This is a genomic window from Campylobacter taeniopygiae, from assembly GCF_005406225.1.
Taxonomy (GTDB): domain Bacteria; phylum Campylobacterota; class Campylobacteria; order Campylobacterales; family Campylobacteraceae; genus Campylobacter_D; species Campylobacter_D taeniopygiae.
This window is the reverse complement of sequence record NZ_NXLY01000007.1, coordinates 15,515-39,186: the sequence shown is the minus strand read 5'-3', so window position 1 is coordinate 39,186 and position 23,672 is coordinate 15,515. Positions and strand designations below refer to the sequence as shown.

32 protein-coding genes are annotated in these 23,672 nt (G+C 30.3%); 29 read left to right on the top strand and 3 right to left on the bottom strand.

The genetic code is table 11. The features are described from left to right. From CQA75_RS04555 to CQA75_RS04540, 4 genes are read left to right on the top strand one after another with little or no spacing between them, the layout of a single operon-like run. Window positions 1-1,044: a DNA adenine methylase gene (locus CQA75_RS04555; RefSeq protein ID WP_137623862.1), complete on the top strand. Its 1,044-nt coding sequence runs from the start codon at window positions 1-3 to the stop codon at window positions 1,042-1,044. Beyond that, window positions 1,029-1,931 carry a Dam family site-specific DNA-(adenine-N6)-methyltransferase gene (locus CQA75_RS04550; protein ID WP_137623861.1) on the top strand — a complete coding sequence of 301 codons (903 nt, stop codon included), beginning with the start codon at window positions 1,029-1,031 and terminating at the stop codon, window positions 1,929-1,931. Before CQA75_RS04555 ends, CQA75_RS04550 begins: the two co-directional genes overlap by 16 nt. After that, complete coding sequence (locus CQA75_RS04545) at window positions 1,928-3,802, top strand: AlwI family type II restriction endonuclease (protein WP_137623860.1); 1,875 nt, start codon at window positions 1,928-1,930, stop codon at window positions 3,800-3,802. Before CQA75_RS04550 ends, CQA75_RS04545 begins: the two co-directional genes overlap by 4 nt. Before the next feature lie 2 nt (window positions 3,803-3,804). After that, the gene (locus CQA75_RS04540) at window positions 3,805-4,566 is read left to right on the top strand and encodes a pseudouridine synthase (protein WP_137623859.1); all 762 of its coding nucleotides are present in this window, start codon (window positions 3,805-3,807) and stop codon (window positions 4,564-4,566) included. Window positions 4,567-4,592: 26 nt separating this feature from the next. Here CQA75_RS04540 and CQA75_RS04535 read toward each other — a convergent pair whose 3' ends face one another. Continuing rightward, complete coding sequence (locus tag CQA75_RS04535; protein WP_137623858.1) at window positions 4,593-5,636, bottom strand: type II asparaginase; 1,044 nt, start codon at window positions 5,634-5,636, stop codon at window positions 4,593-4,595. 199 nt (window positions 5,637-5,835) lie between these two features. On the opposite strand from CQA75_RS04535, the gene CQA75_RS04530 reads away from it, so the two are divergent. Further along, window positions 5,836-7,221, top strand: a complete 1,386-nt coding sequence (locus CQA75_RS04530) for a dicarboxylate/amino acid:cation symporter (RefSeq protein WP_137623857.1) — start codon at window positions 5,836-5,838, stop codon at window positions 7,219-7,221. Window positions 7,222-7,335: 114 nt separating this feature from the next. On the opposite strand, the gene CQA75_RS04525 is transcribed toward CQA75_RS04530, so the two are convergent. Beyond that, entirely contained in the window at window positions 7,336-7,869 is a 534-nt protein-coding gene (locus tag CQA75_RS04525; protein WP_137623856.1) for a phosphatase PAP2 family protein, read from the bottom strand. Between the two features lie 263 nt (window positions 7,870-8,132). Between CQA75_RS04525 and rpsJ the strand changes: the two genes are divergently transcribed. The 24 genes from rpsJ to CQA75_RS04405 all read left to right on the top strand — a co-directional run bounded on the left by rpsJ (window position 8,133) and on the right by CQA75_RS04405 (window position 22,341). Continuing rightward, a complete protein-coding gene (rpsJ, locus tag CQA75_RS04520) occupies window positions 8,133-8,444 on the top strand; it encodes a 30S ribosomal protein S10 (RefSeq protein WP_002779353.1) in 312 nt (103 codons plus the stop codon). Window positions 8,445-8,454: 10 nt separating this feature from the next. Continuing rightward, complete coding sequence (gene rplC, locus CQA75_RS04515; RefSeq protein WP_137623855.1) at window positions 8,455-9,030, top strand: 50S ribosomal protein L3; 576 nt, start codon at window positions 8,455-8,457, stop codon at window positions 9,028-9,030. Then, the gene (gene rplD / locus CQA75_RS04510; protein ID WP_137623854.1) at window positions 9,027-9,641 is read left to right on the top strand and encodes a 50S ribosomal protein L4; all 615 of its coding nucleotides are present in this window, start codon (window positions 9,027-9,029) and stop codon (window positions 9,639-9,641) included. Before rplC ends, rplD begins: the two co-directional genes overlap by 4 nt. Window positions 9,642-9,643: 2 nt before the next feature. Then, window positions 9,644-9,925, top strand: coding sequence for a 50S ribosomal protein L23 (locus CQA75_RS04505; protein WP_137623853.1), 282 nt, complete (start codon window positions 9,644-9,646; stop codon window positions 9,923-9,925). A 1-nt stretch (window position 9,926) separates the two neighbouring features. Then, window positions 9,927-10,757, top strand: a complete 831-nt coding sequence (rplB, locus tag CQA75_RS04500; protein ID WP_137623852.1) for a 50S ribosomal protein L2 — start codon at window positions 9,927-9,929, stop codon at window positions 10,755-10,757. Window position 10,758: 1 nt separating this feature from the next. Then, on the top strand, window positions 10,759-11,040 hold the full coding sequence (gene rpsS / locus CQA75_RS04495; protein ID WP_002779444.1) for a 30S ribosomal protein S19: 282 nt from the start codon (window positions 10,759-10,761) through the stop codon (window positions 11,038-11,040). A gap of 14 nt (window positions 11,041-11,054) precedes the next feature. Beyond that, window positions 11,055-11,477 carry a 50S ribosomal protein L22 gene (gene rplV / locus CQA75_RS04490; protein WP_137623851.1) on the top strand — a complete coding sequence of 141 codons (423 nt, stop codon included), beginning with the start codon at window positions 11,055-11,057 and terminating at the stop codon, window positions 11,475-11,477. Further along, on the top strand, window positions 11,477-12,178 hold the full coding sequence (gene rpsC, locus CQA75_RS04485; RefSeq protein ID WP_137623850.1) for a 30S ribosomal protein S3: 702 nt from the start codon (window positions 11,477-11,479) through the stop codon (window positions 12,176-12,178). The genes rplV and rpsC overlap by 1 nt, the downstream gene beginning before the upstream one ends. Window positions 12,179-12,180: 2 nt before the next feature. Continuing rightward, entirely contained in the window at window positions 12,181-12,606 is a 426-nt protein-coding gene (gene rplP, locus CQA75_RS04480; protein WP_137623849.1) for a 50S ribosomal protein L16, read from the top strand. Continuing rightward, window positions 12,593-12,778, top strand: a complete 186-nt coding sequence (gene rpmC, locus CQA75_RS04475; protein WP_137623848.1) for a 50S ribosomal protein L29 — start codon at window positions 12,593-12,595, stop codon at window positions 12,776-12,778. The genes rplP and rpmC overlap by 14 nt, the downstream gene beginning before the upstream one ends. 9 nt (window positions 12,779-12,787) lie before the next feature. Beyond that, entirely contained in the window at window positions 12,788-13,039 is a 252-nt protein-coding gene (gene rpsQ / locus CQA75_RS04470) for a 30S ribosomal protein S17 (RefSeq protein ID WP_002779439.1), read from the top strand. After that, window positions 13,039-13,407, top strand: a complete 369-nt coding sequence (gene rplN, locus CQA75_RS04465; RefSeq protein WP_137623847.1) for a 50S ribosomal protein L14 — start codon at window positions 13,039-13,041, stop codon at window positions 13,405-13,407. Before rpsQ ends, rplN begins: the two co-directional genes overlap by 1 nt. Beyond that, the gene (gene rplX / locus CQA75_RS04460; protein WP_137623846.1) at window positions 13,407-13,640 is read left to right on the top strand and encodes a 50S ribosomal protein L24; all 234 of its coding nucleotides are present in this window, start codon (window positions 13,407-13,409) and stop codon (window positions 13,638-13,640) included. The genes rplN and rplX overlap by 1 nt, the downstream gene beginning before the upstream one ends. Before the next feature lie 3 nt (window positions 13,641-13,643). After that, the gene (gene rplE, locus CQA75_RS04455) at window positions 13,644-14,198 is read left to right on the top strand and encodes a 50S ribosomal protein L5 (protein WP_137623845.1); all 555 of its coding nucleotides are present in this window, start codon (window positions 13,644-13,646) and stop codon (window positions 14,196-14,198) included. After that, complete coding sequence (locus tag CQA75_RS04450) at window positions 14,191-14,376, top strand: type Z 30S ribosomal protein S14 (RefSeq protein ID WP_002779433.1); 186 nt, start codon at window positions 14,191-14,193, stop codon at window positions 14,374-14,376. The genes rplE and CQA75_RS04450 overlap by 8 nt, the downstream gene beginning before the upstream one ends. Window positions 14,377-14,385: 9 nt before the next feature. After that, window positions 14,386-14,781 (top strand): 30S ribosomal protein S8, encoded by a 396-nt coding sequence (rpsH, locus tag CQA75_RS04445; RefSeq protein WP_137623844.1) that lies wholly within the window; start codon window positions 14,386-14,388, stop codon window positions 14,779-14,781. Between the two features lie 80 nt (window positions 14,782-14,861). Then, entirely contained in the window at window positions 14,862-15,398 is a 537-nt protein-coding gene (gene rplF / locus CQA75_RS04440) for a 50S ribosomal protein L6 (RefSeq protein WP_137623843.1), read from the top strand. A 12-nt stretch (window positions 15,399-15,410) separates the two neighbouring features. After that, window positions 15,411-15,767 carry a 50S ribosomal protein L18 gene (rplR, locus tag CQA75_RS04435; RefSeq protein ID WP_137623842.1) on the top strand — a complete coding sequence of 119 codons (357 nt, stop codon included), beginning with the start codon at window positions 15,411-15,413 and terminating at the stop codon, window positions 15,765-15,767. A 10-nt stretch (window positions 15,768-15,777) separates the two neighbouring features. Continuing rightward, the gene (gene rpsE / locus CQA75_RS04430; protein ID WP_002779428.1) at window positions 15,778-16,221 is read left to right on the top strand and encodes a 30S ribosomal protein S5; all 444 of its coding nucleotides are present in this window, start codon (window positions 15,778-15,780) and stop codon (window positions 16,219-16,221) included. Window positions 16,222-16,224: 3 nt separating this feature from the next. Further along, window positions 16,225-16,617, top strand: a complete 393-nt coding sequence (gene rplO, locus CQA75_RS04425; protein WP_137623841.1) for a 50S ribosomal protein L15 — start codon at window positions 16,225-16,227, stop codon at window positions 16,615-16,617. Further along, window positions 16,617-17,882: a preprotein translocase subunit SecY gene (gene secY, locus CQA75_RS04420; protein WP_137623840.1), complete on the top strand. Its 1,266-nt coding sequence runs from the start codon at window positions 16,617-16,619 to the stop codon at window positions 17,880-17,882. Before rplO ends, secY begins: the two co-directional genes overlap by 1 nt. Before the next feature lie 8 nt (window positions 17,883-17,890). Then, window positions 17,891-19,060: a 1-acyl-sn-glycerol-3-phosphate acyltransferase gene (locus CQA75_RS04415; protein ID WP_137623839.1), complete on the top strand. Its 1,170-nt coding sequence runs from the start codon at window positions 17,891-17,893 to the stop codon at window positions 19,058-19,060. Further along, window positions 19,041-19,883 (top strand): phosphatase PAP2 family protein, encoded by an 843-nt coding sequence (locus CQA75_RS04410; RefSeq protein WP_171000081.1) that lies wholly within the window; start codon window positions 19,041-19,043, stop codon window positions 19,881-19,883. The genes CQA75_RS04415 and CQA75_RS04410 overlap by 20 nt, the downstream gene beginning before the upstream one ends. Beyond that, window positions 19,858-22,341 (top strand): PEP/pyruvate-binding domain-containing protein, encoded by a 2,484-nt coding sequence (locus tag CQA75_RS04405; RefSeq protein WP_137623837.1) that lies wholly within the window; start codon window positions 19,858-19,860, stop codon window positions 22,339-22,341. Before CQA75_RS04410 ends, CQA75_RS04405 begins: the two co-directional genes overlap by 26 nt. Here CQA75_RS04405 and CQA75_RS04400 read toward each other — a convergent pair. Then, complete coding sequence (locus CQA75_RS04400) at window positions 22,334-23,599, bottom strand: MFS transporter (RefSeq protein ID WP_137623836.1); 1,266 nt, start codon at window positions 23,597-23,599, stop codon at window positions 22,334-22,336. The two genes, CQA75_RS04405 and CQA75_RS04400, sit on opposite strands and share 8 nt — an antisense overlap. Window positions 23,600-23,672 lie beyond the last annotated feature (73 nt).

Below are 23,672 nucleotides of genomic sequence, written 5' to 3'. Positions count from 1 at the left end.
ATGTTTAAACTTTCAAATCGTCGCTTTATGGGAGCTAAAACAAAACTTTTAGCTTCTTTAAATGAAATCATTTCTCATCATATTAGTTTTAATGCTAAAAATAATATCTTTTTAGATCTTTTTGGTGGAACGGGTGTTGTGAGTGAGTTTTTCATCAAAGAAAAGATTTTTGATGAGTTTATTATCAATGACTTTTTATACTCAAGTCATATCATCTATCAAGGATTTTTAGAGCAAAAAGAGTTTGATTTAAAAAAACTTGAAGAAATTCAAAAAAAATATAATCTTTTAACGCATATAAAAGAAAATTATTATTCTAAACATTTTGGAGATAAATTTTTTTCTTTTAATGATGCTAAAAATATAGGCTTTATAAGAGACGACTTGGATAAAAAATTAAAACAAAATAAAATCAGTCAAAAAGAGTATCATATCTTACTCTCAAGTTTATTTTATAGCGTGGATAAGATAGCTAACACAGTGGGACATTATGATGCCTATAGAAAAAATATTTTATTAAAAGATAGGTTTAAATTCGAACTTATTGAGCCTATTAAGACGGATAAAAAGATAAAAATATATAATCAAGATGCAAATTTGCTTGCAAAAGAATTGCAAAAAGACTTTTTAAAAAATAAAATTAAATGTGTTTTTTTAGATCCTCCTTATAATTCTAGGCAGTATTCAAGATTTTATCATTTATTAGAAACTTTAGCTAAAAACGATAAAAATGAGCTTTTTGGTATAGCAAAAAAGCCAAAGCCTGAAAATATAAGTGGATATTGCAAAGCAGAGGCTAAAGAGTTATTTAAAGATTTAATTAAAAATTTAGCTAAAATAACCGAGTATGTGGTTTTAACTTATAATAATACTTCTAGTGCTAATACAAGAAGTAATATCCGCATAAATGACAATGAAATCAATGAAATTTTAAATAGTGTAGGCAAACTCGAGATTATTGAAATCACTTTTAAGCCTTTTAGCAGCGGTAAAACAGATTTTAAAGATCATAAAGAAAGAATTTTTTTATGCAAGATAGATTGATACAAAGTCCTTTAAATTACACAGGGGGCAAATATAAACTTTTATCTCAAATTTTGCCATTTTTTCCAAAAAATATCAATTTAATGCTTGATTTATTTTGCGGTGGAGCTAATGTGGGTCTTAATGTAAATTCAAAAAAACTTATACTCAACGATAAAGAAAAAGAACTTATAAGGCTTTTTAAGTATTTTAAAAAGCATCAAAGTGATAAAATTTTTAAAGATTTAGAAAATTTAATTGATGAGTTTAATCTTAGCAAAAGCTCTAAAATGGGTTATGAATTTTATAATTGCAATAGTACAAAGGGGTTAGCAAGTTATAATAAAGAGAATTTTTTGAAACTAAGAAATTCTTACAATAAAGATAAAAACATACTTAAACTTTTTTTACTTATTGTTTTTGGTTTTAACAATCAATTGCGCTTTAATTCTAAAAACGAATTTAATCTACCTTGCGGAAAAAGGGATTTTAATTTAAAAATGCAAGAAAAACTAAGACTTTTCATAGAAGCTTTACAAAATAAAGAAGTATATTTACAAAATAAAGATTTTAGAAAATTTGATATAAATATACTTGATAAAAAAAGTTTTGTTTATATTGACCCACCCTATTTTTTGGCAAGAGCTAGTTATAATGAAAATGGTGCTTGGAGCAAAAATGATGAGCTTGATTTGCTTGATTTATTGAAAAAGCTTGATGATAGGGGTGTTAAAGTTGCACTTTCAAATGTTATTTTTCATAAAAATAAGGAGCATAAAATTTTAATACAATGGCTTAAAAATAACACTCAATTTAAAATTGAATTTTTAAATTTTTCTTATAAAAATTGTAATTATCAAGCTAAAAATTCTTATACTCAAGAGATTTTATTAAGGAATTATAAATGAAGTATGATTATTTTGGAAATACAAGTTTAAGGGTAAAACATTTACTTTTAAATTTTGAAACCCAACTTCTTTTATTTGAAGAGCTTTTTAAAAATGCTGATAAAAAAGAAACTTGGGAGAATAATTCTACTTTACAAATAAAATATTTAGAAGCTTTGCAAAATCATAATTTGTTAGAAAATAAAAATAAAACAACTCATTTGGGCACAAAAGATGCTAGAGTAAAATCAGCTCCTTTAGAGGATTTTGGACTTATTAAACGCAAAGAAAAACTTATTAGCGAACAAGGTTATGAGCTTTTAGAGCTTATTAAAAATCAAGCCTACAAAATCGATAATGACTTTTTACAGATTGATTTAATTTCTATGTTTTTCTTAAAAATGAGTTTGAAATTTTCAAAAAGTGAAAATTTATTACAAAAATACTTAGAAGTATTTGCATTATATAATGGAAGTATTTCAAAAGAGCTTTTTTTATTTTTACCCCTTATTAATAATTTTAAAAATACAAAGGAATTTATAGAGCTTTTTGATAAAAATCAAATTTTAGATTTTTTAATTTTTAAAGATTATAGAGATAAATTAGAGCAATTTTTAATTGATTTAGAAAATAAAAATTATGATAAAATGAATTATTTTCATACCGCTAAAGGCGAACAAAGTGCAAAAGATATCCTTTTTGCTTTAAAATTATTTTTAGAATTTAGAGAAAATAAAGATAAAAATATTTTTTTAGAACTTTTAAAAGCCAAAAAAGATGAAAAATTTTATAGGTTTAAAGAACTTTATTTAAGCTATATAAGCAAAGAAATAAATAAAGAAAATAAAATTAAAGATTTAATTCATTTTTGTGAATTAGATTCTTTGCAAGATTTTGGTAAAAGGTTTTTTAAACTTATTTTTAAAGCTAGAATTATGAATAATCTTAAAGATTATGCTGATTTAAATGAAAGATATTTAAATTTATGTGGGATTTTTGAATTTAATTTAGAAAGTATTAGCATCAATGAAATTTTTAAACTCGTTTTAAAGCATTCTAAATATAAAGATATTTTAAAAATTATTACCCATTCTAAAATTTCAAAAGAGCTTTTAAGTGAGTACTTTAACGATAAAGAATTTAAAGTATTTTTTAAAAACTATGAAATTAATTCCTTAAAAGAATTAAAAACTTATACAAAAAAAGAAAATCTTAAAAAAATACACAAACTTTTAAAATATAATTTTACCAAAGAAAAGATTATTAATATTTTAGAACTTTTTGAAAATAGAAAAAATGATGATAAAATTGCTTCTTTAGTAACAAAAGAAGCAACTATACCAACTATTTTTGAATATATCATAGCTATTTCTTGGTGTTATATAGATGATTTTAATTTAGAGCATATTTTAAATGCAGGTTTAAGTTTGGATAATAAATTTTTACCAAAATCTCATGCAGTAGGTGGTGAAGCAGATTTTATTTATCATTATAATAAGCATTCTTTAATGATAGAAGCAACACTTACTCAAAAAACAAATCAACGCAGAGCTGAAATGGAAAGTGTTTCAAGGCATTTAGGAAATTTACTTTTAAATTTAGAACAAGAAAAAAGAGAAAAAAGCTTTGCAATTTTTATCGCTCCTTATTTGGATAAAAATGTTTTAAATGATTTTAGAAGTAGAATTTATTGTTATTTTGAAAATGAAACAAATTTTATTAAAGGAATGAAAATTCTTCCTCTTAGCATAAAAGATTTAAAAAATATTTTAAATTCAAATTTAAACTATAAAGAACTTTTGCCTAAAATTTATGAAATTTTAGATGATAAGGATGATTATGGAAGTAGATGGTATAAAGAAAATATAATAAAAATAACTCAAAAGGCATAGCAATGAGAATCAATAAATTTATATCACACAATAGTCGTTACTCTCGTCGTGAGGCTGATGAGCTGATTAAACAGGGCTTAGTAAAAATCAATAATAAAATAGCCCTTTTAAGTGATGAGGTTAAATTTGATGACAAGGTTTTTTTAAAAGGAAAAAGATTACAAAAAAGAACGCAATTTAGTGTCATCATTTATCATAAACAAAAAGGTGAAATAGTCAGCAAAAAAGATGATCGTGGAAGAAAGACGATTTATGATACTTTGCCAAGACAATTTAATACTTGGCTTAGCGTAGGAAGACTTGATTTTGCAAGCGAAGGTTTGCTTTTGCTAACGGATTCTCCTGTTATAGCCGATGCTTTGATGCATAGTGATTTAGAACGTGAATATTATCTTAAAGTTAAAGGTGTGGTGAATAAACAAGTTATAGAGGCTATGCAAAATGGCTTAGAGATAAAAAATGAAAAAAAAGGCGCTCATGCAAAAACTAAAATTACCTCTATGACTTTTTCTCCTTTTTTGGATTTTGAAATTTTTGGATCAAGTGGAGGTTATACTAAATTAAGAGTAGTGATCAATGAAGGTAAAAATAGAGAACTTAGGCGATTTTTTGGGCATTTTGATTTAGAGGTTATGGATCTTAAACGCGTGGCTTTTGGGGCTTTGGATCTAGGTGTTTTAAAAGCCGGAAAATATCGTTATTTGGAAAATGGAGAATATGATAAATTGCGAGATTTTTTAAAATCCAATGAAATCAAATATTAAAAAGCCCTTTCGGACTTTTTAATATTTTAGTATTTTTCAAAATATTTTTGAATTTTGGCACTATCATGGGTTTTTGTAAGAGCTAACATCAAAAGAACTCTTGCTTTTTGTGGATTTAAATTTTGAGCACTGATAAAACCTAAATTTTGATCGTCTTTATTTACTGCTACAGATCCTGCAACCACTCTAGTGCTTACAGCTACTTTTAATCCTTTTTTCATTAAATCTTTTAAGACTTCTTTTTGGTTTTCATGGATGCTTCCAGCTCCACTTCCTGCCACAACCAAACCTTGAGTCCCATTATCAAACAAAGCCTTAGCTGCAACACCACTTCCATCATTGGAATAAGTATAAAGTATATCAACTTTTGGCAAAGTTTTTAATTTGCTAACATCAAAAGGAGTTTTTGTAGTATGATCCTTTGAGATTGTATTGTAGAAAAAGACTCTTCCATCAACTATATAACCTAAATTTCCAAAATCAGGCGAAGTAAAGGCATCAACATTAAGAGTATGGGTTTTAACTGCTCCTCTTGCACCTAGTATTTTATCATCCATTGCGATCATCACGCCTTTATTTTTTGCATTTTTATTAGCTGCTAGAGCTACAGCATTGTAAAGGTTTTTTGGGCCATCTGCACTCATAGCAGTTGCTGGACGCATAGCACCGACTAAGACAATAGGTTTATTGCTTTTTACGGTTAAATTTAAAAAATAAGCTGTTTCTTCCATGGTATCAGTTCCGTGAGTGATTACAATACCATCCACATCTTTTTTAAGTAATTCATTGATTTTTTTGGCTAGTTTTAACCAAATTTCATTATTCATATTAGAACTATCGATATTAGCAATTTGCTCCCCGCTTACTTGTGCGATATCTTTGATTTGAGGAACAGCTTTGATTAGGGTTTCTACACCTATAACTCCAGCTTTATATCCCGTTGTTTCAAGTTCGCTATCAATCGAACCAGCTATAGTCCCACCGGTTGCTAAAATCACAATTTTTGACTTAGCTTCTAAGCAACTAACACTCAATAGCAAAAATACTATTAATGAAATAATATTTTTCATACCTTCCTCCTTTTTTAAATATTTAAAAATTATAATATAATTTAAATAAAAATAAATAAATTTTAAACTAAATATTTAAAAATAAGAAAGTATTTTTACTCATTTATAAAAAATAATAAAATTGATTTTTAAATTTTTAATGCTATAATTTGCCCCTTTAAGTTTGCAGGTTGCAAAATAACATTTTTAGAGGTTTTTTATGGAAAATTTTTTAATTAATTTTTTTCATTTATCCCAAATTAAAAGTTTCTTACTCATTATTTTAATTGTTTGTCTTTTTGCCTTGCTCAAATTTTTCAAAAAAAGACTAAAATTTTATTTAATCATGGCAATTTCTTTAATTTTTGGTTTTGCTTTAGGGTATTTTTTACTTTATTTAGCAGGTTTTCCTAATGAAGAAATATCAAAATTTAGTTCTTCAAATTCTTTACGTTGGTTTTATGAAATTCATATTTGGATGAATTTTTTAAACACTTTGTATATAAGCATTTTAAGGCTTTTAGTCATTCCTTTAGTACTTATTTCTTTAATTCATGTTTTGATACATTTAGATGAAAAGATTCAAATAAAATCTTTGTTTTCTCGTGCTTTTTTTTGGTTTTTATTTTCAACGGGCATTTCAGCTTGTATTGGAATTTGTATTGCAATGGTTGCAAATCTTGGAAATAATATAGCTTTTGTATCAAATTCAAAAAATCTTCACGAACTTAAAGGTTTAGATGAGATCATTTTAAATTTAATCCCAAATAATATCATCAATGCTATGAATTCAAACAATATTTTAGGGGTGATTATATTTGCTTTTATTTTATCTTTTGGGGTAAGAAGTCTAAAAGAAAATCGTGGATTTAGAATTTTTTCTTTATTGACTAGTTTTCTACATCAAGTTATCATGAAGATCAGTCTTTATGTGATAAAAATCATGCCTTATTTTATCATTACAATGATCGCTAATGCCTTGATTTTAAATGGCTATAAGGTGCTTATTGATTCAATTTATTTTATAGCTTTGCTGTATGTTTCTTTTGTGGCTGTTTTTATTTTACATGCGTTATTATTATTGCTTCATGGGTTAAATCCTTTTATGTATTTTAAAAAGGCTTTGCCGGCTTTATTGATGGCCTTTAGCTCAAGAAGTTCAGCAGGAACTTTACCGGTTACCATTTCTACTTTAACTCAAAATTTAGGCGTTACTCATACTAATGCTTCTTTTGTTGCAAGTCTTGGAACAACTATGGGAATGAATGGTTGTGCCGGATATTATGCAGGAATGATTGCTGTTTTTATGTTTCATGCTCTAAATATACCTATGGGTATGAGTGAAATATTAATAACGATTGCTTTATGTATCATTGCTTCTTTTGGTATCGCTGGAATTCCAGGTATCACGATAATGATCATCTCTGTTATGCTTTCAGGACTTGGAATGCAAAGTCATTTTGCCTTACTGGCTATCATTTTAGCTATAGATCCTATACTTGATATGGCAAGAACTTGTAGCAATGTTTCAGGAGCTATGGTTGTAAGTCTTATAACAGATAAAGAAATGAAAAATTTAGACATGAAAAAATATCAAGAAAATTAAAATATAAATTTTTAGGTAGAATTAAAATTTTTTCAAAGAATTTATAAGATTTTAAATTCTTTGAATTGAAATTGAACTATAGATTTTTATAAGTATCTAAGATCTTGATATTTGTTAAAAAGTTTTTGTATATCTTAAGAAAAACCCATCTGTTCTAGGTTCTAGCATCAAATTAGGCACACGATCTACTAAAACAAAATTCCAAAATCCAGCTACTGCAGCACCTGCTATAATATCTCTTGTGTAGTGTTTATCTGCTTTTACGCGAGAATAAGCTGTATAAGTGGCTAAGATGTACGGAATAATTGCTTGTTTAATCCCATATCTTTTATGGATAAAAGTCGCTCCAAAAAATGCTGCCGCACTATGTCCACTAGGAAAGGATAGATTGTCGCTTTTATCAGGTCTTTCTTCTTTAACAATACGTTTAAGAATTTCTACACTTGCTTGAGTTGCGGCAAAACTCAATGTATAGGGTAAAATTCCATTTTTAAAATCATCATTATAAAAAAGCAATCCAAAAGCATAAATTGGGACTGCAATTTGAGTTATATCTCCTGCATTTTTGACTTGCTTTTTATCATCAAAAATATTTGCATTTAAGTTAGAAATGAAAATCAATAATAAAAAAGCTTGGATTAATTTCATATTAAACCTCCAAATAAAAAAATAATGAGATTTGTATTTTACCCCCTCCCTGAATTTAAACTTAAAAAAAGTATTTTTAAATTATTTTTTATTAATATTTTTAAATTTTTCATCTAGATATAATTATATTTTTTTCCTTTTTAAAAGGATGAAAATATAATTTTTTATCAAATTTTCTTGACTTTTGAAAGCCAAATTTACTATACTCTCATTTTTATTTTTGGTTAGTTTTAAACTAACGAGTTCTTTTTAAAGGAAATATCATGGAAAGAATTAGGCTTAAGCTTAAAGCTTATGACCATCGAGTACTAGACAGAACAGTTGCAGCAATCGTAGAAGCTGTCAAAAGAACAGGTGCGGATATTAGAGGTCCAATACCAATGCCTACAAAAATCAAACGCTATACAGTTTTAAAATCTCCACATATTAATAAAGATTCTCGTGAGCAGTTTGAAATCAGAATTCACGCTCGTATGCTAGATATTGTAGCAGCGACTCCAGATACAGTTGATTCTTTAACTAAGCTTGATTTGGCGCCAGAAGTAAGCGTTGAAGTTAGAGCTATGGGTAAATAAAGGATAGAATATGGAATACATTGTAGAAAAAATTGGAATGAGTAGAACTATCAATAGTCCAAGTATCGCTGTAACTTTGCTAAGAGTTGTCAATGCAAAAGTATGCGAAGTTGAGAATGGAAAAGCGATAGTAGCATATTCAAAAGGTAAAACAAATAATAAATGTATCGCAGGACAACAAAAAAAATACAACCTTTCTGCTGAATTTAATCGTTTTGCAACTTTAGAAGTGGCAAATACTGAAGCAGGTGATTTAGATGAAACTCCATTGAGTGAAGCTAAAATTTTAAAAGTAAGTTTTAACTCTAAAGGTAGAGGTTATAGCGGTGTTATGAAAAGACATAATTTCGCTGGAGGTCCGGCAAGTCACGGTTCAAGATTTCATAGACGTCATGGTTCTATAGGTAATAGAGAATGGCCAGGTCGTGTTCAACCAGGTATGAAAATGGCAGGACATTATGGAAATACAAAAATAACTGTTAAAAATGAAGTCGTGTCTTATGATAGTGAAAATAAGATTTTAGTTGTTAAAGGTGCAGTTCCAGGATACAATGGAGCTATGGGTAAAATAAGGATTGCAAAATGAGTAAAGTAACCGTTTTAAATGATAAACTAGAAAAAGCAGGTGAACTTGATTTACCTTCAAAATACGCAGAAGTAAATCCACATAACCTTTACTTATATGTAAAATCTTACCTTGCTAGTCTTAGAGCAAATACAGCTCATACTAAAGGTAGAAGTGATGTAAGTGGCGGGGGTAAAAAACCTTGGAGACAAAAAGGTCGTGGTGGTGCTCGTGCAGGTTCAACTAGAACAAATGTTTGGGTAGGCGGTGCTGTTGCTTTTGGTCCAACTAATGAAAGAAATTATTTTCAAAAAGTAAATAAAAAACAAAAAAGATTAGCACTTGAAAGAGCTTTAGCGGATAAAGCAGCTAAAGGTGCTTTATTTACTGCAGATTCTCTAACTATAGAAAGCGGTAAAACTAAAGACGCAAATGCTGTTATTAAAAAGCTTGGTGTAAAAGATGCTTTAATTGTTAAAGATTTACTAGATGAAAAAACACTTTTAGCTTACAGAAATTTAGCAAATTGCTATGTTGTAGATGTAACCGAAGTTAATGCTTATTTGGTATCTGTGTTTAATGCTGTTATTATGGAAAAATCAGCGTTAGAATCTATTACAAAAGAAGGATAATTATGGCAGATATTACTGATATTAAAACAATACTTTATACAGAAAAAAGTTTGAATTTGCAAGAGCAAGGTGTCGTAGTTATTCAAACTTCTCCAAAGATGACTAAAACAAGTTTAAAAGCTGTTTTAAAAGAGTATTTTGGCGTAACTCCACAAAGTATCAATTCTTTAAGAATGAGTGGAAAAGTTAAACGCTTTAGAGGTCGTTTGGGGCAAAGAAACGATTATAAAAAATTCTATGTTAAGCTACCTGAGGGTGTTAGCTTAGAAAATGTGGAGGCTTAAGATGGCAATTAAAACTTATAAACCATATACTCCAAGTAGAAGATATATCACTGGTTTAAGCTCAGAAGATATTACAGCAAAACCAAGTGTTCGCTCACTACTTGTTAAACTTCCATCTCATGCGGGACGCAATAGTTACGGAAGAATTACAAGTCGCCATAAAGAAGCTGGCGCTAAAAAACTTTATAGAATTATAGACTTTAAACGTCGTAAATTTGGTATCGAGGGTAAAGTAGAAGCAATCGAGTATGATCCATACAGAAATTGTAGAATCGCTCTTATTTCTTATAGAGATGGTGAAAAAAGATATATTATCCAACCACGTGGATTAAGCGTAGGTGATATAGTTGCTGCAGCAGAAGGCGGACTTGATATTAAACCAGGTAATGCAATGAAGCTTAAAAATATTCCTGTAGGTACTATTGTTCATAATATTGAATTAAAGCCAGGAAAAGGCGGTCAAATGATCCGTTCAGCAGGTGCTTATGCTCAACTTATGGGTAAAGAAGAAAAATATGTAATCTTAAGACTTGCAAGTGGAGAAATGAGACAAGTTTTAGCTGAATGTATGGCTAGTATCGGTGAAGTAGGCAATGAAGAATGGTCTAACATCACTATAGGTAAAGCGGGTAGAAATCGCCATAGAGGTATCCGTCCTCAAACTCGTGGTTCTGCGATGAACCCAGTTGATCACCCACACGGAGGGGGAGAAGGTAAGAAAAATTCTGGACGCCATCCAGTAACTCCATGGGGCAAACCAACTAAAGGTGCAAAAACTCGCCGTAAAAAAGCTAGTGATAAACTAATAATTTCAAGAAGAAAAGGAAAGTAAGATGGCTAGATCACTAAAAAAAGGTCCTTTTGTTGATGATCATGTAATGAAAAAAGTCATCGCTGCTAAAAAGGCTAATGATAATAAACCTATAAAAACTTGGTCTCGTAGAAGCACTATCATTCCTGATATGATAGGTTTAACTTTTAATGTTCATAATGGAAAAAGTTTTATTCCAGTTTATATAACTGAAAATCATATCGGTTATAAACTTGGAGAATTTGCTCCGACTAGAACATTTAAAGGCCATAAAGGTTCTGTTCAGAAAAAGATAGGTAAATAAGGAGAGGTGTATTTATGAGTAAAGCTTTAATTAAATTCATAAGATTATCTCCGACTAAAGCAAGACTTATTGCTAGAGAAGTTCAGGGGATGAATGCAGAACTTGCAATGGCTAGTTTAAAATTTATGCCAAATAAGGGAGCAAAATATATTGCAAATGCAATTTCAAGTGCGGTAGCAAATGGTGGTTTTGAAGCAAATGAAGTGATTGTAAAAAGTTGTCGTGTGGATGCAGGTGCTGTCTTAAAAAGATTTAGACCACGTGCTAGAGGAAGTGCAAGTCGCATAAGAAAACCTACTTCACATATTTTAGTAGAAGTAGCAAAAGTAGAAACAAAAATCGAAGAGAAAGCAACTAAAAAAGCTTCTGAAAAAAAAGCGACTACAACAGCTAAAAAAACAAGCACTAAAAAAGTAACAGCGAAAAAGGAAAGCTAATGGGACAAAAAGTAAATCCAATTGGTCTAAGACTAGGAATCAATAGAAATTGGGAGTCAAGATGGTTTCCAACTAAAGCTAATTTGGTAGAAAATATTGGCGAAGATTATAAAATAAGAGCTTTCTTAAAAAGAAAACTTTATTATGCAGGAATCAGTCAAATTTTGATCGAAAGAACTGCTAAAAAGCTTCGTGTAACTGTAGTTGCAGCAAGACCAGGTATTATTATCGGTAAAAAAGGTAGCGATGTTGATAATTTAAGAAAAGAATTACAAGATCTTATCGGAAAAGATGTCAATATCAATATCAAAGAAGAAAGAAGAGCAGGAGCTTCTGCACAACTTGCAGCTGAAAGCGTAGCAACTCAACTTGAAAAAAGAATTGCTTTTAGAAGAGCAATGAAAAAAGTAATCCAAGGAGCACAAAAAGCAGGTGCCAAAGGAATTAAAGTTTCAGTTTCTGGCCGTTTAGGTGGTGCTGAAATGGCAAGAACAGAATGGTATCTTGAAGGACGTGTGCCACTTCATACTTTAAGAGCAAAAATCGATTATGGTTTTGCTGAAGCTAGAACCACTTATGGTAACATAGGCGTTAAAGTTTGGATCTTTAAAGGTGAAGTATTGCAAAAAGGTTTGCAGGCTGAAAAAACCGAAGAAAATGCTCCAGCTAAAAAACCAAGACGCACAAGAAGGAGTAAGTAATCATGTTAATGCCAAAAAGAACAAAATATCGTAAAATGATGAAAGGGCGTAACAGAGGTTATGCTAATCGTGGGACTGAATTTACTTTTGGTGAATTTGCTTTAAAAGCAACTGAAGCAGGAAGAATTAATTCACGTCAAATTGAAGCGGCTCGTATCGCTTTAACTCGTTTCGTTAAAAGACAAGGTAAGACTTGGATTAGAGTTTTCCCTGATAAACCTTTAACTAAAAAGCCTTTAGAAACTCGTATGGGTAAAGGTAAAGGTGCTGTTGAAGAATGGGTAATGAATATCAAACCAGGTCGTATTATTTATGAAATGGCAGGAGTAAGCGAAGAAATGGCTAAAGAAGCATTAACTTTAGCAATGCATAAATTGCCATTTAAAACTAAGTTTGTTACAAGAGAGAGCCAAAATGAAATATACTGAGATTAAAGATAAAACAGCAGCTGAGCTTGCAACAATGCTAAAAGAAAAAAAGGTGCTTTTATTCACTTTAAAACAAAAGCTAAAAACAATGCAGCTAACTAATCCTAAAGAAGTTAGTGAAGTTAAAAAAGACATTGCTAGAATCAATACAGCAATTAACGCTTTAAAATAAGGATAACAAATGGCATTTAAAAGAGAAATTCAAGGCGTTGTTGTGAAAATTGCTGGAGAAAAAACAGCAAGTATTTTGGTTGAAAGAAAGGTTGTTCATCCAAGATATAGAAAAATCGTAAAACGCTTTAAAAAATATCTAATTCATGATGAAAGAAATGAAGTTAAAGTTGGTGATACTGTTGTTGCTGTAGAATGCAGACCACTTTCTAAAAGAAAATCATTTCGCTTAAAATCTGTATTAGCAACAGGAGTTGAGTAATGATTCAAAGTTTTACAAGACTTGCAGTAGCTGATAATAGCGGTGCAAAAGAACTTATGTGTATTAAGGTTTTAGGTGGTAGCAAAAGAAGATATGCTACTGTAGGTGATGTTATCGTTGCATCTGTAAAAAAAGCTTTGCCAAATGGTAAGGTAAAAAAAGGTCAAGTGGTAAAAGCGGTTATCGTTAGAACTAAAAAAGAAATTCATAGAGATAATGGCTCTTTAATTCGTTTTGATGAAAACGCTGCAGTAATTCTTGATAATAAAAGAGAGCCTATAGGAACTCGTATTTTTGGACCAATAGGTAGAGAAGTTAGATATGGTGGCTTTATGAAAATTGTTTCACTAGCACCGGAGGTGTTATAATGGCGGTTAAATTAAAAATAAAAAAAGGTGATAACGTAAAGATTATCACAGGAGATGATAAAGGTAAAACAGGTAAAGTTTTAGCTGTATATCCAAAAACTCTTAAAGTAGTAGTTGAGGGATGCAAAATTGCTAAAAAAGCGATCAAGCCTAGTGATAAAAATCCAAATGGTGGCTTTATCAATAAAGAAATGCCAATGGATATTTCTAATGTGGCAAAAATTCAGGAGTAAGCAATGATGAGATTGAAAGAAAAATATAATCAAAGCATTAAACCTGCATTGGTTAAAGAATTTGATATTAAAAATCCTATGCTTATTCCAGCGATCGAAAAAGTAGTTATCAGTGTGGGAGCTGGAGAACTTGCTAAGGATCAAAAAGTGTTGCAAAATATTGCTGACACAATTTCTTTAATTGCTGGACAAAAAGCTGTTATCACTAAAGCAAAAAAATCTGTAGCTGGTTTTAAAGTCCGCGAAGGATTTCCAGTTGGAGTTATGGTTACTTTAAGAAAAGATAATATGTATGCTTTTCTTGATAAGCTAATCTCTATTGCTCTTCCAAGAGTAAAAGACTTTAGAGGTTTAAGTAGAGATGGTTTTGATGGACGTGGAAATTATAACTTTGGTCTTGATGAACAACTTATGTTTCCAGAGGTTGAGTATGATAAAATTTTAAGAACTCATGGTATGAATATTTCTATAGTTACAACAGCACAAAACGATAAGCAAGCACAAAAACTATTAGAACTTATCGGTGTACCATTTGCAAAAGGAAGAAAAGATGGCTAAAAAATCAATGATTGCAAAAGCAGCACGTAAGCCTAAATTTAAAGTAAGAGGCTATACTAGATGCCAAATTTGTGGACGTCCGCATTCAGTTTATAGAGATTTTGGAATTTGTAGAGTTTGCTTGAGAAAAATGGGCAATGAAGGCTTAATTCCAGGTCTTAAAAAAGCAAGTTGGTAAGGAAATAAAATGATAAATGATATAATTTCAGACTCATTAACAAGAATTCGCAATGCGGGAATGAGAAAACTTGAAACAACTAAACTTTTACACTCTAAAGTTGTTGAAGCTTTGGTTGGAATTTTTCAAGCTAAAGGTTATATTGAAAGTTTTAATGTTATCGAAGAAGATAAAAAGAAATTTATCAATGTGATCTTAAAATACGATGAAAAAGGTAAAAGTGTGATTAATGAACTCAAAAGGGTTTCAAAACCAGGTCGTCGTGTTTATAAAGGAAAAGATGAAATTAAACGTTTTAAAAATGGTTATGGTACGATTGTAGTAAGCACAAGCAAAGGCGTTTTAGCTAACGATGAAGCTTATAAAGCAGGAGTTGGTGGCGAAATTTTATGTACCATTTGGTAAAAAAATCTGCTTTTTATGGCATTGGGTATCCATTCTTTGCAAAAAGTAGAAATATCCTAGACAAATAAAAAGGAAAAAATATGTCTCGTATAGGTAAACAACCAATCGCTATTCCTAGTGGAGTAGAGGTTAAATTAGAAGGAAATTTACTTAAATTTAAAAAAGGAAATTTGGCAAAAGAGCTTGATACAAAAGCTCATGTTAATGTTGAGATTAAAGATAACAATATTCTTTTTTCTCCAAAAGGTGAAGACAGACAAAGCAGGGCTTATTGGGGAACTTATAGAGCTTTAGCTTATAATATTGTTGTAGGTTTAACTCAAGGCTTTTCAAAAACTCTTGAAATCAATGGAGTAGGTTATAAAGCTGCTTTAAAAGGAAAAATTTTAGAATTAAGCCTCGGTTTTTCACATCCTATTAATTATAATATTCCTGAAGGCATTGAAATTGTAGTTGATAAAAATAATGTGATTGTCAAAGGAAGTGATAAGCAAGTAGTAGGACAAGTTGCTGCTCAAATTCGTGAATTTAGACCACCTGAGCCATATAAAGGAAAAGGCGTTAAGTATTCAGATGAGCGTATTATCCGCAAAGCCGGTAAGACATCTAAGAAATAAGAGGACTAAAGAATGAGAGCAAATGTATTAAAAAGAAAATTAAGTTTAAGAATTAAAAGAAAAAAGAGAATCAGAGCAAAAATTTCTGGTTGTGAAAATTTTCCAAGAATCTCTGTATTTAAATCAAATAGAACTCTTTATATCCAAGCAATCGATGATGTTAAAGCTGTAACTTTGGCTGCAGCAGATGGACGTAAATTAGGCATTAAAGCCAACAAAGAAGGGGCTAAAAAAATTGCCGCTGAATTTGCGAAATTATTAAAAGCTAAAAAAATTGAGCAAGCTGTGTTTGATAGAAATGGTTATGTTTATCATGGAGTGATCGCAGTTTTAGCTGAATCTTTAAGAGAAAATGGCATTAGGCTATAAGGGGTAATTGATGGAAAAATATAATAGAGAAGAATTCGAAGAAGTCATTGTTGATATTGGTAGAGTTACTAAGGTAGTTAAAGGTGGTAGAAGATTTAGATTTACTGCTTTAGTGATTGTTGGTAATCGCAAAGGTTTAGTAGGTGTTGGCTATGGAAAAGCTAAAGAAGTTCCAGATGCTATTCGTAAAGCAGTCGATGATGCATTTAAAAATATTGTTGAAGTAAAAACTAAAGGTTCAACTATTGCTCACGATGTAGAAGTAAAATACAATGCAAGTAGAATTTTACTTAAACCAGCTAGCGAAGGTACGGGAGTTATTGCTGGTGGTTCTACGCGTCCTATTGTAGAGCTTGCTGGTATTAAAGATATTTTAACTAAATCTTTAGGCTCAAATAATTCAGCTAATGTGGTTCGCGCTACTATTAAAGCTTTAACAATGCTAAAAGGATAAGTCATGAATTTAACAAAAGCAGCGGGTTCAACGCACAAAACTAAAAGAATAGGTCGTGGCCAAGGCAGTGGTATGGGTAAAACTGCCACTAAAGGTGGAAAAGGCCAAACTGCTAGAAAAGGTTATAATGAAAAAAGAGGTTTTGAAGGAGGTCAGCAACCACTTCAAAGAAGATTACCAAAAGTAGGTTTTACATCTAAAGTAGAAAAACCTTATGTAATCAATGTTGAAAAAATTACAGCTGTAAAAGATCTAGCTGAAATTACAATTGAAAACATCAAAGGTGTTCACAAGCTTTCAAAATCTGTGAAAAAAGTTAAGCTTATCGGTGCTAGTGCTAAGAGCTTAGTATCAAAAATTAAAGACGAGAATATTAGCGTCACTGGAACAAAATAATGAATAGAGCATTGACGAATAAGATCTTAATCACTTTAGCTTTTTTATTTGCTTATAGGGTTCTGGCTTATATTCCAGTTCCTGGCGTCAATGCTGATGTGATTGCGGATTTTTTTAACCATAATCAAAATAATGCTTTAGGTTTATTTAATGTTTTTAGCGGTGGGGCAGCACAACGTTTTTCTATTATCTCTTTAGGAATTATGCCTTACATCACTGCTTCTATTATAATGGAACTCTTCGCAGCAACTTTTCCAAGCATCGGTAAGATGAAAAAAGAACGCGATAGTATGCAAAAATACATGCAAATTATCCGTTATGCGACTATATTGATCACTTTAGCTCAAAGTATAGGTGTGGCTATAGGTTTGCAAAGCTTACACGGCAAGGGTGGATCAAGTGCTATTATGATAGAAAATTTAAATATGTTTATCGCACTTTGTGCTATTTCAATGCTTGCAGGAACTATGCTTTTAATGTGGCTTGGAGAACAAATCACTCAAAGAGGTATAGGAAATGGTATTTCTTTAATTATTTTTGCAGGTATTGTTTCAGGGATTCCAAGAGCGATTTCAGGGACTATAGGTCAGGTAAATTCAGGAGAGATGAATTTCTTAACCGCTTTTGCTATTTTTGTTTTGATTTTAATTACGATAGGTGCTATTATTTATGTAGAGCTTGGAGAACGTAGAATTCCTATTTCTTATTCTCGCAAGGTAGTGATGCAAAATCAAAATAAACGTATTATGAATTATATTCCGATTAAAATCAATCTTAGCGGAGTCATTCCTCCAATCTTTGCAAGTGCGATTTTAATGTTTCCGACAACCATTTTGCAAACCAGTACAAATCCTTATATACAAGCTGTTAATGATTTTTTAAATCCTAATGGATATGTATTTCACATTTTGACTTTTATTTTTGTGATTTTCTTCGCTTATTTTTATGCTTCTATAGCATTTAATGCTAAGGATATTGCAGATAATCTTAAAAAGCAAGGTGGTTTTATCCCAGGAATTCGTCCAGGAGAAGGAACTTCAAATTATTTAAATGAAGTAGCCTCTCGTTTAACGCTATCTGGTTCTATTTATCTAGGAATTATAGCAACCTTGCCTTGGGTTTTAGTGAAATTTATGGGAGTGCCTTTTCAATTTGGTGGCACTTCAGTGCTTATTGTAGTGCAAGTTGCACTTGATACGATGAGAAAAATCGAAGCTCAAATTTATATGAGTAAATATCAAACCTTAAGTGCGGTAGGTTTGTAGAATATATAATGCAAAAAATAAAGCAAGGAATTTCTAAATTTTTCATTTCCTTGCTTATTTTTGCTTATTTTAGAAAAGTTATTTTTTTAGATTTATCCAAAAATGATCCTTTGGGACAAATGGCTGTTTTATCACACAGAAACGGTGCCATCGATGGTTTTTTATACGCTTTTATTTTTCCTCAAATCCAATTTTTATTAGCCAAAAACTTAAGACGTAGTTTTTTAGGTAAAATTTTCTTTCATGGTATTGAGATCACGAGAAAAAAAGACAGAGAAAAGGCGTTAAAACAAGGTTTAAAAATAAAAGAAAATGATAATTTTAGCACTTTAAAACAATGCTTAAATTTGATGCAAAATGGCAATACTTTGGGAATATTTCCCGAGGGTACTAGTGCTTTAAATCCTAAACATTTAAAATTTGATAACGGAGCTTCCAAAATAGCACATTTAATGCTAAAAAAAGATACCTTAGAAATGACACCCTTGAGCATTTTTTATGATGATCCTGCTAAAATGGGTTCTAAGGTTTTTATTGTAAAAGGAAAGAATTTAAAGTGGGATTGTATCCAAGATAAAGAAAATTTACATACTCAAATCAGCACAGCTTTAGAAAGCATATTAATAGAGTTTAAAGATGAAAAAGAGCAAGAAATTTGCCAAAATTTAGCTGTTTTTGCTTCATTATATAGAGATGATTTGTATTTAAAAATATTAAAGAATTCTAAAATTCTAGAATTGCAAGAAAAGTTGAAGTCTTATGAAAATAAAAGCCATAAAGCTTTTTTATATAAAAATTGTGCCATTTTTCCCAAATCTTTTTGGCTAAGCTTGTGGGTGTTTTTAATTACAGTGATTATTGTAGCACCTACTTTTTTGTTGAATTTACCTACTCTTATAGGTTCTTTTATTGCGGCGAAATTTTCCAAAGAAAAACATACTATAAGTCTTTATAAAATTTTATCTGGAGTAAGTATTTTTACAATTTTTTATGTGATTTTAGCTTTATTTTCTCCGTTTTTAGCTTTTTTATGTATGGGTTTATCTTTATGGGGATTTCATCTTTATGGAGCTTTTAAAAAACATGGAATATCTTTGCTTAATGCCATATTTTTTAAGCAATTAAAACAAGATTATGATGATTTGCAAGAGAAGATTAATGAGTGTTTTAAAGAATAAAATTCAGCTTTTTGAATGTTTATGGCTTTGTCTTTTTGGTATTATGTTTTTAAGGCTTGTTTTTGATGTATTTTTTAGTATTTATACTTTAATTATTTTAGGCTATTTAATGGCTAGTTTTGTTCTTTTGTTTCTTAAAAATTATCGTTTGAAATTCGGTATTTATGTTCTTTTCATGAATAGCATTTTTACCTTAATAAAAGAAATTTCTCCCTTAATCAATGCTGGTAAAAAGGATTATTATCTTGCTTTAATTGATGCTTTTATTTTAGGAGACATTAAAAATTTATCTCTATTTTTTGATAATTTTTCCAATGCTTATTTTACAGAGCTTTTAAGCATCGCTTATTTGCTTTTTATGGTGCAACTTTTATTTTATTTCATTTTTTATCTTTGTAGAGATGAAAAAATTTCAAAAGCCTTTTACAATGGGATTTTAAGTCTTTATGCTATAGGATTTTTAGGGTATATTTTTATTCCAGCTATAGGCCCTTATTTTTATTATGCAAGTGAATTTAAAAGTTCGCTTAACGGATTTTTCTTTAGAGATTTTTTAAACAAAGCTTATCCAAATTTTAGTAATTTTAGCGATGTTTTTCCAAGTTTGCATTGCGGGGTTTCTTTATTTATTTTACTTTTTTTGAAACATTTTGATAAAAAACATTTTTATTTTTGGCTTATTCCTTGTATTCTACTTTGGTTTTCTACGATTTATTTGCGTTATCATTATTTGATTGATTGTATTGTTGGTTTTATTTTGGCATACTTGTCTTATCAACTTGCAAAAAGGACTTTCAATGCAAATTTTAAAATTCAGCGATAAAAAAGCTACAATCTTAGAGTTTTGTGGCGGTAAAGGGGCAAATTTAGCTAAACTAACAAAAGCTGGTTTTAAGGTGCCACAAGGCTTTATTATTAGCGTAAAAGCTTATTACAAATTTATAGAAAATAATAAAAATGTTAAAAATTTGATTGAAAGTTTCAATCATACTTTTGATTATCAAGATTTAGATAAGTTAGAAAAGCAAAGCAAGATCTTAAGGAAAGCTTTTTTAGAGCTTGAATTTGACGAACAATTTTTAAAAGAATTTGATGAAAATTTAAAAGAATTTGATGAAAATACAGCTTTTAGTGTGCGTTCTTCTTCTACAATGGAGGATTTAAATTCTGCTGCTTTTGCAGGAGCGCATGATACTTTTTTAAATATTTATGGTAGAGATGAAATTTTAAAGCATATTAAACTTTGTTTCGCTTCTTTATGGCAAAGTCGCGCTATTTTATATCGTGAAGAAAAAAACTTTTTTCAAAATGAAGCTTGCATGGCTGTTGTGGTACAAAAAATGGTTAATGCTGATTTTGCAGGGGTAAGTTTTTCTATCAATCCTGTTAAAAATCGTAACGATGAAATTTTAATCAATGCAAATTATGGTTTGGGCGAAAGTGTGGTAAGCGGTGAATTTGATGTGGATGAGTATTCCCTTTCAAAGAGTGATTTTTCCTTACTTTCTACCCATATAGCCAAAAAAGAAATTTGTATTATTCAAGATAAATTGGGCACAAAAGAGGAAAAAGTAAGCAAAGAAAAACAAGAAATTCCTTGCCTTACCGAGGAGAAATTAAGGCAAATTGCAAAGTTAAATTGCGATGTGGAAAATTATTACGCTTTTGCACAAGATATAGAATGGGCTATAGAAAAAAATGAGCTTTATTTGCTTCAAGCAAGAGCGATTACAACATTAGCAGAGCGATGGACGCGTGATGAATCAGCAGAGCGTTATCCAAATGTAATTACTCCTTTTACTTGGGATTATGTGGATAAAGCTTTTCATATTTCTTTAGAATATTCTTTTAAGATGATGAATTTACCGAGTTTTAAAGGTAAATGGTTTGCGAGTTTTAATAATTATATTTATGGTAATCAAAATATCATTTGGCTTTATATGCAAAGTGGCAATTTAGGAATTGATTTTAAAAATTTAAATATAGCGTTAGAGCAAATTTTGCAAAAATATCCTCATGTTTATGAACTACCAAAGCAATGGATGAGGGATTTGGATTATTATTTAAAAGGTATAGGGGCTTTAGAAAATAAAGTAATATCAGATAATAAACAAGCTTTTGATTTTTTAGATGATGTGGTGAAACTTGGCACAATGTACTTTCGTCCAAATATTGCTATATCTATAACTCAAAGCTTGCTTTATAAAATTTTAAAAATATTGTTAGAAAAATTAGTAGGAGAAAAGTCTAGTTTTTATTTTGATATTTTAACCAGTTTTGATGAGAGCAAGACTGCGCAAGTCAATGAAGATTTGCTCTCTTTAGCTAAATTGATCGCAAAAGATCCGTTTTTAAAAAGCGAATTTGAAAAATATAACTCAAAAGAGCTTAAAGAAAAAATATTCGGATATAAAATTTCTCAACAGTTTTTAAAATTTTTAGAAAATCACGGACATAGGGAAATAGAATTTGATCCTTATCATCCTACTTGGGTTGAAGCACCTGAAGTAGTAATTGATAACATTAAGCTTTTGCTAAATAGTGATTTTTCAAATAATAAAAAATTCCAAAAGAAAAAAATATACTTTGATACCAAAAATGAGCTTTTTGCATTATTGCCAAAAGAATGGCATTTTGGCTTTGATGAGCTTTTAAATTTGGTAAAAACTTATACACTTTTGGATGATTTGGAGCATTATGAAACAACGCGTTTGAGTATTTTAGTAAGAAAGGCGGTTAAGGCTATAGGTAAGCATTTTGTAAAATTAGGCATTATAAAAGATCCTACGGATGTATTTTTTGCCCATATGCAGACAATTTCAGCTTATAAGGAAGGCAAGATAACTATCGATAAAGTGCGTTTGGAAATAGAAAAAGAAAAAGCACAATATTTTGAAAATTCCAAAAAAATCCCTGCTTGGAATTTAGGCGAAGAGGATGAAATAATCGAAAATGAAAGTGAAATCCTAGAAGGGGTGGCTGGAAGTATAGGAGTAAGCGTAGGAGAGGTTTATTTGGTGCATTCTAAAGATGATTTTTCACATTTTCCCAAAGATGCGATTTTGGTTGCACGAACAACCAATCCTGCTTGGACACCGCTTTTTTATACTGCAAAAGGCGTGATCACAGAAAGCGGAGGAGCTTTATCACATGGAGCGGTGACTGCAAGAGAGATGAAGTTACCTGCTGTAATGAGTGTAAGAAATGCTATGAAAATTCTTAAAAACGGAATGAAGGTAAAAGTTGATGGTGGAAAAGGTAGGGTTTATATTCTTAATTAACCCTAGCTTTTTGTTTTAAAAATACAAATATAGCACAAACCGTAAAAATCACAATAGCCCATATTAAAAAAGCATCAACTAATCCTATTTGTCTTACTATAGGTTGAGATATAATAGGGCTTAAAAATTGTCCAAGGAAAATACAACTTGCTAGTATCCCATAAGCTCTAGCCCTTGCATTTTCAGGACATATGGAAAAAAGATAAGCGGTATTATTGACAAGCATAACACCCCCTCCGGTTCCTAATAATGCTAAGGCCATTAAAACCGCTATAAAGTTATGAACTAAGAACAATAATAAAAAGGAACATCCCACTATAAATAAAGTCAAAATATAAATTTGCTTAATGCTTAAAAAACGCATAATATATTTATAGCTAAGCGAAAAAACTCCATAGCAAAGGGCAGAAACAGACATAGAAATTCCGATGTATTTAGGATCTAAGCCTAAATGCTCCTCGATATAATAAGGAAGTTGTGTTGGAGAAATATAATATACCACCATAATAAAAAATCCTATAAAATAAACAGGAAGGAATTGCCAATAATTTGTTTTTGCCTCCACTTTGCTGTGATTATAAAACTTAAAACGTGGTTCAAAAAGATAAAGTATAGCTATAAGAGTAATAAATATTCCAAGCCCATAAACTAAAAAAGGATAACGCCAAGAATAACTAGAAACAAAACCCGCAATAGAAATAAAAACAGCACCCCCAACTGCACAGAAAAAACCTTGCAAACTCAAGGCATTTTCACGCCGATTAAATCCACCATGGCTATAATAATCCCCAAGTAAAGCTGAAGCTCCAGTCATGATAAAAGCTGTAGCCATTCCAAAAATAGCTCTAGAAAGTAAAATAGCATAGATATCATTGAGAAAAAATCCACTCACTCCAGCTATAGTCCATATTATCATTGCAGGAAAAACAAATTTTAATTTACCAAATTTATCCATTAAAATTCCTGCAAAAGGTGATAAGATAACGACAAAAATGGCGGGCATGGTTAAAACCAATCTCACTAAGATATCAAGGTGAGCTAAAGTAAAACTTGTTGAGTTTGTAGCACCTGCTTGAGTTAAAAGATTTTCAAAATGCCTACTAATTGCTGGCAATGCTGAAGAAATAACCACGCTGCCCAACATGGTCATAGCCGCCATAGAAAATACTGCGATTTTAAAGGTAGATTTTTCGGTAATTTCAACTATTTTCTTATCTAATTTTGTATCATTGGGGTGAAATTGATAATGTTTTCGCATTTTAAAGCCTTTTTTATTTTATTATACTCCAAATTGATTATATGTTTCTATTTTTAGCAATTTATAAGTAAAT

Bases quoted from the DNA above. Each gene is read 5' to 3' on its own strand.
- rpsQ (WP_002779439.1), top strand. From the start codon at position 12,788: ATGGCATTTAAAAGAGAAATTCAAGGCGTTGTTGTGAAAATTGCTGGA.
- secY (WP_137623840.1), top strand. From the start codon at position 16,617: ATGAATAGAGCATTGACGAATAAGATCTTAATCACTTTAGCTTTTTTA.
- rplP (WP_137623849.1), top strand. From the start codon at position 12,181: ATGTTAATGCCAAAAAGAACAAAATATCGTAAAATGATGAAAGGGCGT.
- CQA75_RS04525 (WP_137623856.1), bottom strand. From the start codon at position 7,869: ATGAAATTAATCCAAGCTTTTTTATTATTGATTTTCATTTCTAACTTA.
- CQA75_RS04535 (WP_137623858.1), bottom strand. From the start codon at position 5,636: ATGAAAAATATTATTTCATTAATAGTATTTTTGCTATTGAGTGTTAGT.
- rplE (WP_137623845.1), top strand. From the start codon at position 13,644: ATGATGAGATTGAAAGAAAAATATAATCAAAGCATTAAACCTGCATTG.
- rpsS (WP_002779444.1), top strand. From the start codon at position 10,759: ATGGCTAGATCACTAAAAAAAGGTCCTTTTGTTGATGATCATGTAATG.
- CQA75_RS04505 (WP_137623853.1), top strand. From the start codon at position 9,644: ATGGCAGATATTACTGATATTAAAACAATACTTTATACAGAAAAAAGT.
- rplV (WP_137623851.1), top strand. From the start codon at position 11,055: ATGAGTAAAGCTTTAATTAAATTCATAAGATTATCTCCGACTAAAGCA.
- CQA75_RS04530 (WP_137623857.1), top strand. From the start codon at position 5,836: ATGGAAAATTTTTTAATTAATTTTTTTCATTTATCCCAAATTAAAAGT.
- CQA75_RS04405 (WP_137623837.1), top strand. From the start codon at position 19,858: ATGCAAATTTTAAAATTCAGCGATAAAAAAGCTACAATCTTAGAGTTT.
- CQA75_RS04545 (WP_137623860.1), top strand. From the start codon at position 1,928: ATGAAGTATGATTATTTTGGAAATACAAGTTTAAGGGTAAAACATTTA.
- rplX (WP_137623846.1), top strand. From the start codon at position 13,407: ATGGCGGTTAAATTAAAAATAAAAAAAGGTGATAACGTAAAGATTATC.
- rplO (WP_137623841.1), top strand. From the start codon at position 16,225: ATGAATTTAACAAAAGCAGCGGGTTCAACGCACAAAACTAAAAGAATA.
- rpsJ (WP_002779353.1), top strand. From the start codon at position 8,133: ATGGAAAGAATTAGGCTTAAGCTTAAAGCTTATGACCATCGAGTACTA.
- rplC (WP_137623855.1), top strand. From the start codon at position 8,455: ATGGAATACATTGTAGAAAAAATTGGAATGAGTAGAACTATCAATAGT.
- rpsH (WP_137623844.1), top strand. From the start codon at position 14,386: ATGATAAATGATATAATTTCAGACTCATTAACAAGAATTCGCAATGCG.
- CQA75_RS04415 (WP_137623839.1), top strand. From the start codon at position 17,891: ATGCAAAAAATAAAGCAAGGAATTTCTAAATTTTTCATTTCCTTGCTT.
- CQA75_RS04555 (WP_137623862.1), top strand. From the start codon at position 1: ATGTTTAAACTTTCAAATCGTCGCTTTATGGGAGCTAAAACAAAACTT.
- rplN (WP_137623847.1), top strand. From the start codon at position 13,039: ATGATTCAAAGTTTTACAAGACTTGCAGTAGCTGATAATAGCGGTGCA.
- rplD (WP_137623854.1), top strand. From the start codon at position 9,027: ATGAGTAAAGTAACCGTTTTAAATGATAAACTAGAAAAAGCAGGTGAA.
- CQA75_RS04540 (WP_137623859.1), top strand. From the start codon at position 3,805: ATGAGAATCAATAAATTTATATCACACAATAGTCGTTACTCTCGTCGT.
- rpmC (WP_137623848.1), top strand. From the start codon at position 12,593: ATGAAATATACTGAGATTAAAGATAAAACAGCAGCTGAGCTTGCAACA.
- CQA75_RS04400 (WP_137623836.1), bottom strand. From the start codon at position 23,599: ATGCGAAAACATTATCAATTTCACCCCAATGATACAAAATTAGATAAG.
- CQA75_RS04410 (WP_171000081.1), top strand. From the start codon at position 19,041: ATGAGTGTTTTAAAGAATAAAATTCAGCTTTTTGAATGTTTATGGCTT.
- CQA75_RS04550 (WP_137623861.1), top strand. From the start codon at position 1,029: ATGCAAGATAGATTGATACAAAGTCCTTTAAATTACACAGGGGGCAAA.
- rplB (WP_137623852.1), top strand. From the start codon at position 9,927: ATGGCAATTAAAACTTATAAACCATATACTCCAAGTAGAAGATATATC.
- rplF (WP_137623843.1), top strand. From the start codon at position 14,862: ATGTCTCGTATAGGTAAACAACCAATCGCTATTCCTAGTGGAGTAGAG.
- CQA75_RS04450 (WP_002779433.1), top strand. From the start codon at position 14,191: ATGGCTAAAAAATCAATGATTGCAAAAGCAGCACGTAAGCCTAAATTT.
- rpsE (WP_002779428.1), top strand. From the start codon at position 15,778: ATGGAAAAATATAATAGAGAAGAATTCGAAGAAGTCATTGTTGATATT.
- rplR (WP_137623842.1), top strand. From the start codon at position 15,411: ATGAGAGCAAATGTATTAAAAAGAAAATTAAGTTTAAGAATTAAAAGA.
- rpsC (WP_137623850.1), top strand. From the start codon at position 11,477: ATGGGACAAAAAGTAAATCCAATTGGTCTAAGACTAGGAATCAATAGA.